Genomic DNA, 13,061 nt, shown 5'->3' with positions numbered 1-13,061 from the left:
TAAGCTAAAGTGTAGCTATGAGGGTGCAGTTGCATTAGCTTGTATATTTATTTGGCTACCTTTATCGGGTAAATTCTATACTTGAAATGTCAACAGACCCTAATTGACCGCTTAGAAATAGAGACATCTCTTCAGCATTTAAGCCGTTATCATCAACAATGGTCGACATCTATTCAAGGACAAGGGCAAGCGAGTTTTCATTTAGTTATTCAGCAAGACTGTCATTTTCATCTCCTAGAAGAGCATAATTTTATTCATCTTTATCAAGGTGATGCTATATTTCTTTTAAAAGATATCCCTTTTATTATTACGGATACGACTCAACGGGTTGCCCCCTCTCTAAATCACTTAAAACGCAATTTAGTCAACAGTGACGATTCAAATATATTATCGTGTTCTACACACTTAGCCTGTGGCTATTTTAGATTTCGCTCCAAATTGTCTGAGTTGTTTATTGCAGCATTGCCACCCTATTTAGTTTTAAGGCAAAATGATCAGACTTTAACTGAATGTTTAAATATATTTGGATTAATTCGTCATGAAGCAAAATTAGATCATGAAGCTTCAATAAGCTTAATTGAACGCCTGACCAGTATTTTGTTTTACTACCTGATCCGTCATACTTTTAGTCAAGAAAACTATAAAAATTTTCCTCTTTGGACATTATTTAATGATTCGATGCTATCTCCTCTGATTTTAAAGATTGTTGCTAAGCCTGAAGAAGATTGGACTTTACAATCTATGGCGGCAGTATGTGGCATATCTCGTGCTAACTTTGCCAAGTACTTCTCTAATATTGCTGGATTTTCAGCAACGCAATTTGTTTTATATTACCGTATTCAATTGGCCCAACAATTCTTAACACAGGGTGTTTCTATTGCAGATTGTGCTGAAAAAGTTGGCTATCAATCTGTAGCTGCATTTACCCGTGCATTTCAGCGTGTTACCCAAAAAAATCCGAGTCAATTTATAAAAAGTTAAGCTACTTAATTAACCTTAATCGTGGATAAGAAATTAACTTGAAAAAAAGGTGGCTGAAAACTATTAGGAAGTTGCTACACCACCTACGCCTTCAGCCACCATGTTCGATTCTACATATTTCTTTTGCATCATTGATGACTTTTTTCAGAAATTCGAAGCAACCTATTTGCAATTCTTAAAACACAGTAAAGCGTTTGAGAATAAGACCCTCAATTGAAACTTTCAGAAATAGTATTCATCGCCATTTGATATAAATGATCTCATTTCAATAACTTAAAAGCATTTTTCTTTTCATTAAAGCACAATCACAGTCAACTGTTTCGATATTTACCGTGTTACCAACGAATGGTTCATCTCATTAGAGTAAATCAATTGGCACTGTATGCTTTACATTTTGCCTTAATGAAAGACTGTCAGAGTCATCATTTATGGATGGATTCGACTACACTACCTGTATGCAAAAATCAGCGGATTCAACGACATAAATCTGTAGCAGTGATTGCAACACGTGGTAAAAGTTCAATGGGATGGTTCTTTGGCTGTAAGCTGCATTTAATCATGAATCAGTCAGGATAGATTGTCAGTACAGCTTTATCAAATGGGCATACAGCAGATATTAAAATGGTTGAACGGTTGGTAGAAGGATTCAAAGCCAAGCTCTATGCTGATCGTGGCTATATCAGTCAGGAATTAAAGAGCAGATTAAAATCATAAGGTACGGATTTAATTACATATCATCGAAAGAACATGAAATCTGTACAACTTTCAACATCAGATGAATATCACTTAAAGCAGCGTAATAAAATAGAAACTTTATTCAGCTTATTAAAAGGGAAATATCATTTGGTAACGAGTAAAGCGAGAAGCATTGAAGGATACTTAGCAGGAATTTATGCCTCTTTATGTGCTTATCAGTTATGCCATCAAAACAAGCCAACCATTCAAGTAATGGAATGATTGGCTTAAGCAGGATTCGGGTTAATTAAAAAAGGAATGCCTTTTAATAGCTTAAAGTTTTCCTTTCCACCTGAAATGATAAAAATTAATCAAACCAAATTGTCGATTTTTTATGTGAATTTGGCACTAGAATTGCTTGATAAATGCGTTGAAGATAGGCACCCAAGTTCGCATTTCTATTTGTTTAAAGTGTGTAAATTAAACATCAAGTCTAATTGCATTACCCAGCAGTTTACTGCAATATGAAATGCAATAACTACAAGTGTTTATCAGTGAAGATCGGACACACCTCTACCAGATAGCCGGACGCCATCCAGGGTAAGGAACAGAATGACCAGCTTAAATTATTATCAAACCATCTTTGATAAGGCGGGTGATGCTATTTTTGTGCATGATATCGGCAGTGTTGAGTTCATGGACGTCAATGAAGCAGCTGAAAACCTCACCGGTTACAGCAAATCCGAATTAACAAAAATGAGTGTGGAAAAAATCAGTGCGCATAGCCACGGTTTTAATTTTAACCATGCCTTAAAAAAGGTTCAACAAGCCACCAGCCATGAAGCAATTACGTTCGAATGGATGATTCAAGCGCAGAATCAACAGCAGATTCCTGTTGAAGTTTGCCTGAAAACCGTTGAAATTGAACATCAGCCCAAACTGTTGGCTTTGGTTCGTAATATTAGCGAAATCAAGAAATATCAGTATCAGCTGCAGTCTAAAGATCAGTATTTCAAGATGCTGCTGGAAAACTCGGGTGATGGCATCGCGATTCTGGATCTGCAAGGCAAACTGCTGTATGCCAGCCCTTCTCTGCAGCATATTTTGGGTTATCGTGACCGCTTTGTTTTAAATAAAAATGTCTTGAGTGCCATTCATCCAGATGACCGTATCAAAGTCCGGCAACTGTTATTTAAAAAACCGGATGAACAGTCCATTGGAGTGCTGCATTATAAAATTTTGCACCATAATGGTAAATGGCGGCACCATGAAGCAACCTATCGCAACCTGCTCGACCATCTGGATATTCAGGGAATCCTGATCAATTACCGCGACATTACAGAACGGATTGAAGCGGAAGAAATGGCGCGGGCGCGGGAACGCCAGCTGGGCCATATGTCACGCTGTAAAACCATGGGCGAACTTGCGACAGCACTGGCGCATGAACTGAACCAGCCTCTCGCTGCACTCAATAATTATGTCGGTGGCAGCATTATCCGTATTCAAAATGGTCTGGCCAATACCACTGAAACTCTGGATGCCATGCATGCCGCACTGGATCAGACCAAACGGGTCAACCAGATTATTCACAGTATGCGCAGCTTTTTGCGCAAAGGCGAAGCCAATTTTCAGGTTTACTCGCTAAATAAACTGATTCAGGATCTGCATCCCCTGATTGGACTGAAAGCTGATCAGGGTGGCTGTACCATTCATTATGAACTGAGTGTGACACCGGTTTCTATCTCTGCTGATGAAACCCTGTTTAGCCAGGTCATCATTAATCTAGTCTTTAATGCGGTAGATGCATTGCAACGTAATCCTGAAGGTCAGCGTGATATCTATATCCGGACCTGGCAGCATAACCAACATGCCCGGATTGCGATTGCTGACAATGGTCCGGGACTGCAAGGACAAAATCCAGAACAGTTGTTCGAGTCTTTTTATTCGAGCAAGAAAGACAGCATGGGTATCGGACTGACTTTATCGCGTAGCATCATTGAAAACCATCAGGGTTATTTATGGGTCTGCCAAGGTGAATCCGGCGCGATTTTTAATATTTCATTGTCTGCACAGGAGCGTGCTAAATGTATTTAAATAATTCTCATGTTCCCGAGCCGATTGTCTACGTCATTGATGACGACCAGGATATCCGAAACTCACTAACCTGGTTGCTGGACTCCGTTCAGCTAGAAACCAAAACATTTAGCAGTGCGACCGAATTTTTAAATTATCCACGGCCAAATACCCCAACCTGCCTGATTCTGGATATCCGCATGCGCGGCATGAGTGGCCTGCAGTTACAGCAACAGCTTAATCAGCAAAAAGCCTACATTCCGATCATTTTCATGACCGGTCATGGGGACATTCCAATGTCGGTAAATGCCATGAAAGCTGGTGCTTTTGATTTTCTGGAAAAACCCTTTAATCCGCAGCATATGCTGAACCAAATTCAGGCCTGCCTGCAACAGGCAGAACAGGACTTTGTCACAGCTGAAAATCGCAAACAGCAATTATTGAAACTGAAATCATTGTCACCACGTGAGAATGAGATTATTAATTTAATGGTCGATGGCCTGTCCAGCAAACATATTGCGCAGATGCTGAATATCAGTCATAAAACAGTTGAAATTCATCGCACCCATATCCGGCAAAAACTGGGGACGGAATCGATTGCGCAGATTGTGAATATGGTGCTGATGTGCCGAGGAAAAAGCATGCCGGCGATGGGTTAACCATCGCCTGATCATTTCATTTAGCTTAACTTAGAAAAAGCGGTCAAAGTGAATCTGTTGTTGTGGAATACCCGCCTGATGTGCCATCTGTTCAATGGATTTCACCATCGGCGGTGGCCCGGCACAGTAAATCTCATGTTCAAGTAATTGCTCGCCCAGTACATCATTGATTACATCATGAATGAAACCGGAACGGATGCCGTCTATCAGTTCTGAAGACGTAGCAGGCACGTAATTGAGACGTTCACCCAATTCGGTCCAGTCCCTGAGCTGATTTTCGGTCAACAAATCGCGTTGTTCACGTCCACCGTGGAAGAACCAGACCTTGTGATGTTGCAGATGCGGATTGACTGCAACCCCACGGGCAATGGCCAACATGGGTGCAAGACCCGAGCCACCAGCCACGCAAACAATCGGACGTGGCTGTTCCTGCAAATGCGCCAGACCATAAGGTCCGTCAATCTGAATAACAGCATGTTGTCGTTGTTGCTCATCAAACAGTAAATTGGTCATCTTACCATCCGGCACACGGCGAATCTGGAAGACCCACAATCCTTCATCATTCGGCAAGTTCGACATTGAATAGGCACGCAGTAATTCTTGATTCACCCAGAGCAATGCATATTGCCCTGGAATAAATTGGGCTGGTTCATCCGACTGCAAATGAATTTCTAAAATATCATGGGTAATCGGCTGGACATGCTTGAGCTTGACGGCTTGCTGTTTTGGCAAAATTTTAGGCGTGCATTGTTCGTCTAAACGAACCTTGATCACACAGTCCGATTTAGGCCGGCACTGGCAAGCCAATACACGTCGCTTACGTTTATCGCGATCAGACAATCCGGGTGCGTCTTCCCACAAGTTTTCAACCTCACCCGACAACACTTCAATCTTACAGGTGCCGCAGCCACCCGCGTTGCATTCATAAGGCAAGCCTAAACCTTCACGCAGACCACCGCGTAATAGCACATCATCGGCGGCACAGTGAAATTGCCCCTGTCCTTCAATCTGAATTTTATGCATAGGACATTACTCCACCAAATAGACCTGGCCATCACGTACAAATGAGGTGTAAGTTTTGAGTGGAATACTGCACGGTGCACCACACGGCTCACCGGTTTTAATATCGAAAGCACCGGCATGGAACGGACATTCCACTTCGCAGCCATCAACCTCACCATCGGCTAACGATGCATCGCCATGGGTACAGGTATCATCGGTGACGTAAAATTCACCATCTTCCAGATGAAACACCGCCAGTGGTGGATAGCCGTCAATAATCACCTGTAAACCTTCGCCTTGTTCAATATCCGAAGTGAGGCAAAGAAATTTTTCAGCAATATTGTTCACTTGAATATTCATGCGCTCAACTCCTCAATCGGTGAATCTGTCGCTTCAGGTCCCAGAGTGTGATAGCCCCCATCGGCATGGATGGTGCTACCGGTAAGCAATTTGGCTTTTGGACTGCAAAGCAGGCTTAAAGCTTCTGCCACTTCTTCGGCATCGGCAATACGACCCAGTACATGGAAACGGCCAGCAACACGATCGGTTTTCGGACGGTCATTGCCTGAAATCATCTGCATCGGCACAGACCAGGTCCAGCCTAGAGATAAAGCATGCACGCGAATATGGTCAGCAGCCAAGTCCAAAGCCATGCTTTTGGTCAACTGTTCTAAAGTGGCTTTCGATGCCGGATAAACCCAACGCTCTTTTTGAGCAATGCGGGCGCTGACACTACTAATATTAATTACAGCCCCATCATTGCTGGCCTGCAGCATTGGTCTACATGCCTGTACCAATGCTGCATGACCAAACACGGTCACATTAAAGGTATTTTGCCAATCTTGACGTGTCGACTGAGATCCATGATCTTCATACAGACAGGCCAGATTCACCAAAATATCCAGTTGTGTAAGTTTTGCGCTTAATGCCTGAATGCTGTCATCGTTTGCCAGATCCAGATATTCATAGCGACTTTGGGTTGCAGTCGCCACCAGGTGGCCTTGTTCCTGATTAATATCAGCAATTATGACTTCGGCACCTAAACTCTTTAATTCTTTGACTACAGCCTGGCCAATGTGAGTCGCTCCCCCCGTGACCAGCACCACTTTATTCTTGAGATCAGTCATGAAACCTCCTTGTACTGCGGCCACTCATTGAATTGTCCTTTACAGAACAGTAATGGACGTTGGTTGCTGTGACGGCATTGCTCAATTTTTCCGAGGAAAATTTGATGATCCCCTGCTTCAATCTGCTTTTCATTTTTGCAAACGAACTGCACTACACAACCTTCTAGTACTGGTGCTTTAGACTGTTCAATATTCCACACGCCATGCTGAAATTTATCGGCAATCGGCTTGGCAAAGTTTAGACCAATCTCTTGCTGATCTGCTCCCAGAATATTGATGGCAAAATATTCTGCTGTTTCAAAAATAGTGCGACTTGGGGAATAATTAACCAGACTCCATAGTACTAAAGCTGGATCTAAAGACACTGAACTAAACGAATTAATGGTTAACCCTACAGGCTGTTGCTGCTTATCCAAACAGGTCACGATGGCGACACCTGTGGCAAAGCCCCCGAAAGCCTGCCGAAGCGATTTCGCTTCAGCAAGATCAACATCCTGCCATAACACTTCAGGCAGCTGCATGATTAAACTCCTTGCGTGACAGGTATTCTTTTGCGCCTTCTGCACCATCAACTGCGGGCCAGAAACCACGTGGATGATTGAAGTGCCCCATAAAGTCATCAGCAATGACACTGTTTTGTGCGGCTGCACCCAAGACCTGAAGCAGGCTTTCACTTGGCGGATTCAGCAACAGGTTGGTAAATTCAGTGGTATAGCGACCGGAATATTCCCAGAAGTCATCAAAGACTTGTGTCATCCATTCAGCAGTAAAAGCTTCATCACCATGCGCCAGAATGGCCTGTAAATAATGCTCCACCATACGGGTGGCATTATTTGCTCCCTGTCCGGCAATTGGGTCATTGACCATCACTGTATCGCCGATGCCCCATATTGCAGCACCATTGTCCAGGGTCGCAACTGGGTAACGGACTTCCGGACGGAATGCCCCTTTCAGCCAGGCATTCGGATCACTCAGTTCGATATTGTCCACCATGCGGAAGCTCTGGTCTGGAGTCACTTTGGCTACTGCTTCTTTCATGCGTTGCAGCATTTCTTCACCGCTGGTAACATCATCAAAGATATCCATCGGGCCATTTGGTACACATTCGAACAGGAAGCTACGGCATGGACCATGGGTATGACTGTAAAACGGCATGCTGAAATATTCACCCGCACCGGCAATAAAGTTAAAGTGCAAGGTTTGCGACGGCTGCCCCTGCCAGCTGTCTGGACCACACAGATCATCACCTACCACCAAAGCCGCGGCCAGTTTACGTGGTGGAGCATGATGCACTGAGCGGGATTCATTGCGCTTAAATAGGCTGGTGATGTTGCCCTTGCCGGCAGCCAAAATGGTGAGGTCGTTTTCTGATGAAATCACTTCAAGATCTTCAGGACTGACGTTTTGAATGACCAATTTGCCACCACGACGTGGATATTCTTCTAGCCAGCGGTGGTATTTGGTGCGCTGGTCCATGGCAATGCCTTTATTTTCATGCAGAAAACCGGTCAAAGGCAGTGCAACCGTACCATCTGGTGCACGGAAGTCGACATGAATCGCCTCTCCATGATGTGCCTTGCCATCCCAGAAATTCAGGCCCAGTTTGCGTTCCACTTCCAGAGTATTGGCGAAGAACATGGTGGTACTAACCATGCGGCCATGTAGCAGCTCATCAGCTGGACGGTCGACATATACAGTGACGTCATATTTGTGTTCGAGTAATGAGAATGCCAGTAATAAACCTGCCTGCCCACCACCAATAATTGCGATTTTTCTCATCTCTTAAATTCCTCTTTGCGCCGTGTCTGATGCAGCAGCTGTTTTTATGTGTGTGCTCAAGTTGTCGGATACGGCTGATTAAACGTCAGGTTCAGTTCCACGCGGTCAAATTTCCAGAACCCATCTTCATCCTGACGGACACTGGAGCTATAAAATCCGCCCAGACAGCTGGTGGTAGCCTGCATGCCTTTCTCGGCAAGGTTGCAGACTTCCCAAAGCATCCAGCTGACATTGGCATGCTGATGATCCAGTACTTCGATATCCGGCATGGCCATAATGTGCAGGCTCCATAACACCTGTGCTTCAGCAATACCAGACAGCGCATCCAGAATGTTTTGCCGGCCCTGATAGTCACCAAAACCTTTGGCACACCAGACCGCATCTTCATGAAACAGATGCTGCATAATGACTGGATTGTTACGCTGATCAGCCGCAGTTGCGTAACGGCCTACCAGGCTGCGAATGGCTTCGCAGCTTTCCAGATAATGCAAACGCGCTTCCAGATTGTGCTGGTTCATCTTCATTTCCTTTTAAACGTTGACCACGTCACCGCTTTCATAGACAAAGCGGGTTTCTTCAAAGGCATATGGCACACCGACTGAACCTTTATACAGTTCGATATGCGGTGCAATTTCTGCAAAGCTCAGGCTGAGCCAGTACAGCTTATGCAGCTCTTCCGGCAATGAACCCAATGGATATTGGTCTAATGCCGCCAGCAGGTTACGCATTTCCGGAAGAATCGCATCATAAAATGCTTGCAGCTCTTCCTTGGTTGAGTTCAGACGGGTCATATGACGCTGTTTAGCTGTTCCCAGTGCCCACTTCGCTACAAAAGGTTCCAGAGCTGCAAAGTCAGCCGGCAGTTGTGAAATGATGTTTGACATGTGCATTCTCCTTATGCGCGATTCAGGTATTGTTCAAGAACGTGGTAACCATGACGGATCAGAATTTCTTCATCCTGTAAATGCATGACTTTCTTGGCTTTAGATTCCAGTGCTTCTTGGGTATCTTCCATGGTTGCGGTATCTTCTAACCAGGCATTACGCTGCAGTACCTGAGCAAATTCTTGTGCCCAGCGCTCTGAATAGGTTTTCGCTTTAGGCAGGTAATAACGGCCTTCCCAACGGGTTTTGTTATGACCGACTGGCCAGAACTGGTGGGTAAACCATACGCCTTCTGTCACATGCACCAGAATGTTCGGGAAAATGACGGAAAGCTCGAATGAAAAATCATCACGGTCATTTGGATTCACTGACTTCGGTAACTGCGTACGTTCGTAGTGATTGACCAGTGATGCTCCGGTAATTTCTCCGGAAAGCGCCGCAGCTGGTTTCGGATTGGCATTTTTGGTGAGGCAGACCGCACAGGTACGATGATCGCCAAACAGTTGTACTTCTTGCAGGCCAGATGCAAAGACATTCGGGAATGAACCAGCATGGATGGTGGCTACGTGATAAGCCTCCGCAAAAGCATCATGCGCGACTTTCCAGTTACAGTCCAGCACCGTGTTATAGGCAAAACATTCTTCCATTTCATGGAAGGGATAACCGCCCAGGTGCTCCCCCATACCGCCCAGGAATTCTTCTACACCTTGAGTACCTTCATTATCCAGGTTTACGAAAATAAAGCCTTCCCAGACTTCAGTACGGACTGGTGCCAGACCGTTATGACCTTTGTCAAAGCAGGAAGTGAACTTTTCCTCTTCTGGTACGCTGACCAGATCACCTTTGGCATCATAGACCCAGCCGTGGAAACGGCAGGTCACAACCGCAGCTTTGTTTGAACCGAAAGTTTCGTTGTCAGTTTCCACCACAACCTTGTTGCCTCGATGCGAACAGATGTTGTGAAAGCCACGGATCTCGCCGTCTTTGCCATGCATAAGAATCACGGAAGTTTTAGCAAAATCCAGACGTTTGACCTTGTAATCACCTTTCTTTGGAATTTCTTCAACGCGACCGACTTTCAGCCAGACTTTAGAAAATACCTTGTCGATTTCTTCCTGATAGATTTCCGGTGAAATACATGGCTCGGTTGGAATAGGCTCAATACCGAGTTCAGGATAAAGTTCGCCCCAACGGAGTTTAGAATTACTGTTCATATAACATTCCTGTTCAAGTTTCTAAGTTCTTTACTTTTAATAGGCAGTGGCGTGGCACCACTGCAGCTGTTGTTAAATCCAGTTTTGATTAAAGTTGATAGTGTTCGCGCACCAGATCTGCGATGCCGAGTTTTTCCAGAATTGGCATTGGACACAGGAACGTGGCTCGTACCATACCCGGCAGACGGCTGATTTCAATCGAACCGGTAATAGTGCAGCGGTTCATGACTTCGTCATAGCTCAAACCCGTAGTTTTAGCCGCGCGATTCAGTGCATTTTCAGTCGCATCATTCAGGTTTTTACCGGTACCCATAAAGGTGATTGGACCGCTTTCTTCGATTTCGGTCTGGCCCCAGCGTTCGCCGAGTGCTTTCACTTTCTCTTTTTCCTCTTTGGTAAATGGACGGGCCATCGGTGGAAGATCATCTGGTGCCTGTAGCAGGATTGGACCATCAATGGTCAGACCTTTAATCACTTCGACTTGCAGTTCTGTTTCACCAGATACATCTGTGGCATGACCGGCAATTTCGCCATTGCCTTGCTGTGCATGCATGTCGCCCATGTACACACCGGCTCCTGGCACCTTAACCGGACAGATTAAGATACAGCCTGGACGGATTGAGTTAGTGTCCATATGGCCATCGGTTTTTGCTGCAACAAGCTCATCTTCTGTCATGCCAAATTTGTGCGGTGCATTGATCAGGTACTGACCAAAGTCATGACAGTTATGTGAGTCAGGCAGGTCACGAGATGGTGTGGTACCAATATTGCCCAGGAACGGACGCATATGTGCTGCTACACCCGGCATGTCAGCACGTGCCAGTGACAGGATCGAATGTTGTGCTGCATGTTCAGGCAGTGCAGACAATTCATTGGCATTACCTGCAAGTTTGTTGGCAATCTCCTGATTGACGGTCAAACTCACTTTGTTTTCTTCATCCAGTACGATCACATAGCCATGTGAAAATTCAAAAGCACTGACTTCTGCATCACAGTTTTTGCAACGGATGGCATCTTCACCAATGCCCTCTACATAGCTTGCAGGCTGCTCTGTACCACATGCACTACAGTATTTCGCCACAAACGGGTCGCCATGGTAGCGTCCTTCAACAAAGCTCATGACACCTGAAGACGTCGCAATCGAAGTCACTTTCATTTTCTTGATTTTAAGTGCAACCGCATCACCCACTTCTGCACCTTCAATAAACACAGGCAATGTCACTTCATGACCGCCCTGGAATGCAGGCGTAATCATCGGACCCCAACAGCCTGGAGGTGTACCGGTTTTTAAAGTTCCGCCATTTTTTAGTGGGCCTAGCATGCGTTGGCTAGGACCGACTATACCGCCTGAATATTCATTCACAATTAAATAGTCCACTGCATTGGCACTGCCTGCTGCAAAATCATGGTTATCGAGTTTCATATGCGTTCCCCTAATTCAATGTCTTGGTCTTAAAATGGAATAGTGATATCAAGTGCGAATTTCTGACCTTCAGGTCGGTTTTCCACATCAAATTCTTTCTGGTATTTGGCGGCGACAGCGACACCTTTTGGAAATTGATAACGTACTTGTGGACCAATGCTGGCTGCCTTTGCCTTGAAATCGCCTAGCACGGCTCCTTCACCGGAGTCACCTTCAAGTTGGCGATGCACATAACCGCCTAGACCGACTGCCACAGGTCCCATGTGCTTGGCGACGAGGTAATCTACATGTAAGGCATTACCCGACTCATAATTGGTATCTTTGTTTTCAAAGTTGATGTCATACATCCACTTGGTGCTGACTTCGATGCCTTGCTGGTTCAGATAAGTTGCAGAAACAATCGGTTGAATGGTGTAGTAGTTACGGCCTATATTGGCTAGGCGGTTTTTATTGTAGGAACCAACTGGGATATAGAAATCGACACCCGTTGCTACATGCCAGTCACCTTTGTGCCAGCCCAGCAGGAATGGATCGAGAATCACATCACCCAGTGCAGTTTTTTCATCCTGCCCACCGCCCAAAGTGATGTCGGCATTGGCATACACTAAAAACGCATGCATGCCCCAGGTTGCACCTAGAAAGGTTTTGTCACTGACATACACACCACGCGCGACTGTAGCAAAGGTATCGAGTTTGAAATCATCAAATACCGGATGATCATTTTTGAATTTGTCTGCTGAATAAAACTGGTTGTAGCTCACCAGATAAGTACCTGGTGGTGGCATCGCACCACCCAGGAAACTTTCAGTACCGTCCGGATAGGCACTACCGCCATTTTCAGCTGCAAATGCGAATGGTGCACAGCTGATCAGGCTTGTGGTCAATGCCACTGATTTCAGATATTTGCTTAGCATTTACAGCTTTCCCCTAATTCTCTAAGTCTTTATTTGCAGAGCTTTCGAAGTCTCAAGCACATGACTTAATCTAGACCTGAAACATGGCAGGGAAATATAAGGACGAATCTGTGCTTTTATCAGGAAAAAGCTAAGGACTGATATTCAAAATCGTGTAATGCAATAAGGAAAATACCGACAGAATCTATAAGAATACCTATTTGTATAGGTAGATATACCTATGAACGTAAGCGTCCGCTGAACCCCACTTTTCTTATTTTCTCAATATCCCGATAGTGTCCATTATTTATTAAATGGACATTATGTTTATGGCCTTAGACACTTTTATAG

General features: G+C 44.8%; 13 protein-coding genes and 2 pseudogenes. 5 read left to right on the top strand and 10 right to left on the bottom strand.

Annotated features, from left to right (window positions below; translation table 11 throughout):
* The 5 genes and pseudogenes from ACE01T_RS15460 to ACE01T_RS15440 all read left to right on the top strand — a co-directional run.
* Positions 1 to 85 (top strand): annotated as a pseudogene (locus ACE01T_RS15460) (IS5/IS1182 family transposase); the annotation flags it as partial.
* Positions 82 to 981, top strand: a complete 900-nt coding sequence (locus ACE01T_RS15455; RefSeq protein WP_395519630.1) for an AraC family transcriptional regulator — start codon at positions 82 to 84, stop codon at positions 979 to 981. The pseudogene ACE01T_RS15460 and the gene ACE01T_RS15455, both read left to right, overlap by 4 nt.
* Positions 982 to 1,081: 100 nt before the next feature.
* Positions 1,082 to 1,938: pseudogene (locus tag ACE01T_RS15450) on the top strand (IS982 family transposase).
* Positions 1,939 to 2,268: 330 nt separating this feature from the next.
* Positions 2,269 to 3,750 (top strand): PAS domain S-box protein, encoded by a 1,482-nt coding sequence (locus tag ACE01T_RS15445; RefSeq protein WP_395519629.1) that lies wholly within the window; start codon positions 2,269 to 2,271, stop codon positions 3,748 to 3,750.
* Positions 3,741 to 4,388 (top strand): response regulator transcription factor, encoded by a 648-nt coding sequence (locus ACE01T_RS15440; RefSeq protein WP_395519628.1) that lies wholly within the window; start codon positions 3,741 to 3,743, stop codon positions 4,386 to 4,388. The genes ACE01T_RS15445 and ACE01T_RS15440 overlap by 10 nt, the downstream gene beginning before the upstream one ends.
* A gap of 30 nt (positions 4,389 to 4,418) precedes the next feature.
* Here the strand turns inward: ACE01T_RS15440 and ACE01T_RS15435 are convergent, their stop codons facing one another.
* The 10 genes from ACE01T_RS15435 to ACE01T_RS15390 all read right to left on the bottom strand — a co-directional run bounded on the left by ACE01T_RS15435 (position 4,419) and on the right by ACE01T_RS15390 (position 12,731).
* Positions 4,419 to 5,411: a 2Fe-2S iron-sulfur cluster-binding protein gene (locus ACE01T_RS15435; protein ID WP_395519627.1), complete on the bottom strand. Its 993-nt coding sequence runs from the start codon at positions 5,409 to 5,411 to the stop codon at positions 4,419 to 4,421.
* A 6-nt stretch (positions 5,412 to 5,417) separates the two neighbouring features.
* The gene (locus ACE01T_RS15430; protein ID WP_395519626.1) at positions 5,418 to 5,750 is read right to left on the bottom strand and encodes a non-heme iron oxygenase ferredoxin subunit; all 333 of its coding nucleotides are present in this window, start codon (positions 5,748 to 5,750) and stop codon (positions 5,418 to 5,420) included.
* Complete coding sequence (locus ACE01T_RS15425; protein WP_395519625.1) at positions 5,747 to 6,517, bottom strand: SDR family oxidoreductase; 771 nt, start codon at positions 6,515 to 6,517, stop codon at positions 5,747 to 5,749. The genes ACE01T_RS15430 and ACE01T_RS15425 overlap by 4 nt, the downstream gene beginning before the upstream one ends.
* Complete coding sequence (locus ACE01T_RS15420; protein ID WP_395519624.1) at positions 6,514 to 7,038, bottom strand: flavin reductase family protein; 525 nt, start codon at positions 7,036 to 7,038, stop codon at positions 6,514 to 6,516. Before ACE01T_RS15420 ends, ACE01T_RS15425 begins: the two co-directional genes overlap by 4 nt.
* Positions 7,025 to 8,296 carry a styrene monooxygenase/indole monooxygenase family protein gene (locus ACE01T_RS15415; protein ID WP_395519623.1) on the bottom strand — a complete coding sequence of 424 codons (1,272 nt, stop codon included), beginning with the start codon at positions 8,294 to 8,296 and terminating at the stop codon, positions 7,025 to 7,027. The genes ACE01T_RS15420 and ACE01T_RS15415 overlap by 14 nt, the downstream gene beginning before the upstream one ends.
* 56 nt (positions 8,297 to 8,352) lie before the next feature.
* Entirely contained in the window at positions 8,353 to 8,814 is a 462-nt protein-coding gene (locus tag ACE01T_RS15410) for a nuclear transport factor 2 family protein (RefSeq protein ID WP_395519622.1), read from the bottom strand.
* Between the two features lie 12 nt (positions 8,815 to 8,826).
* A complete protein-coding gene (locus ACE01T_RS15405) occupies positions 8,827 to 9,180 on the bottom strand; it encodes a hypothetical protein (protein ID WP_395519620.1) in 354 nt (117 codons plus the stop codon).
* Between the two features lie 11 nt (positions 9,181 to 9,191).
* Positions 9,192 to 10,394, bottom strand: coding sequence for an aromatic ring-hydroxylating oxygenase subunit alpha (locus tag ACE01T_RS15400; RefSeq protein WP_395519619.1), 1,203 nt, complete (start codon positions 10,392 to 10,394; stop codon positions 9,192 to 9,194).
* Between the two features lie 88 nt (positions 10,395 to 10,482).
* On the bottom strand, positions 10,483 to 11,817 hold the full coding sequence (locus ACE01T_RS15395; RefSeq protein ID WP_395519618.1) for an acetamidase/formamidase family protein: 1,335 nt from the start codon (positions 11,815 to 11,817) through the stop codon (positions 10,483 to 10,485).
* A 29-nt stretch (positions 11,818 to 11,846) separates the two neighbouring features.
* Complete coding sequence (locus ACE01T_RS15390; protein ID WP_349929298.1) at positions 11,847 to 12,731, bottom strand: SphA family protein; 885 nt, start codon at positions 12,729 to 12,731, stop codon at positions 11,847 to 11,849.
* Positions 12,732 to 13,061 lie beyond the last annotated feature (330 nt).

The sequence above is a fragment of the Acinetobacter uliginosus genome, assembly GCF_044130295.1.
Lineage (GTDB): Bacteria > Pseudomonadota > Gammaproteobacteria > Pseudomonadales > Moraxellaceae > Acinetobacter.
The sequence above is the reverse complement of the archived record's forward strand: the minus strand, read 5'-3'. Positions and strand labels throughout refer to the sequence as shown.

Excerpts from the sequence above, each read along its gene's own strand:
- ACE01T_RS15405 (WP_395519620.1), bottom strand. The coding sequence starts at position 9,180 with ATGTCAAACATCATTTCACAACTGCCGGCTGACTTTGCAGCTCTGGAA.
- ACE01T_RS15435 (WP_395519627.1), bottom strand. The coding sequence starts at position 5,411 with ATGCATAAAATTCAGATTGAAGGACAGGGGCAATTTCACTGTGCCGCC.
- ACE01T_RS15415 (WP_395519623.1), bottom strand. The coding sequence starts at position 8,296 with ATGAGAAAAATCGCAATTATTGGTGGTGGGCAGGCAGGTTTATTACTG.
- ACE01T_RS15445 (WP_395519629.1), top strand. The coding sequence starts at position 2,269 with ATGACCAGCTTAAATTATTATCAAACCATCTTTGATAAGGCGGGTGAT.
- ACE01T_RS15400 (WP_395519619.1), bottom strand. The coding sequence starts at position 10,394 with ATGAACAGTAATTCTAAACTCCGTTGGGGCGAACTTTATCCTGAACTC.
- ACE01T_RS15430 (WP_395519626.1), bottom strand. The coding sequence starts at position 5,750 with ATGAATATTCAAGTGAACAATATTGCTGAAAAATTTCTTTGCCTCACT.
- ACE01T_RS15390 (WP_349929298.1), bottom strand. The coding sequence starts at position 12,731 with ATGCTAAGCAAATATCTGAAATCAGTGGCATTGACCACAAGCCTGATC.
- ACE01T_RS15395 (WP_395519618.1), bottom strand. The coding sequence starts at position 11,817 with ATGAAACTCGATAACCATGATTTTGCAGCAGGCAGTGCCAATGCAGTG.
- ACE01T_RS15420 (WP_395519624.1), bottom strand. The coding sequence starts at position 7,038 with ATGCAGCTGCCTGAAGTGTTATGGCAGGATGTTGATCTTGCTGAAGCG.
- ACE01T_RS15440 (WP_395519628.1), top strand. The coding sequence starts at position 3,741 with ATGTATTTAAATAATTCTCATGTTCCCGAGCCGATTGTCTACGTCATT.
- ACE01T_RS15410 (WP_395519622.1), bottom strand. The coding sequence starts at position 8,814 with ATGAACCAGCACAATCTGGAAGCGCGTTTGCATTATCTGGAAAGCTGC.
- ACE01T_RS15425 (WP_395519625.1), bottom strand. The coding sequence starts at position 6,517 with ATGACTGATCTCAAGAATAAAGTGGTGCTGGTCACGGGGGGAGCGACT.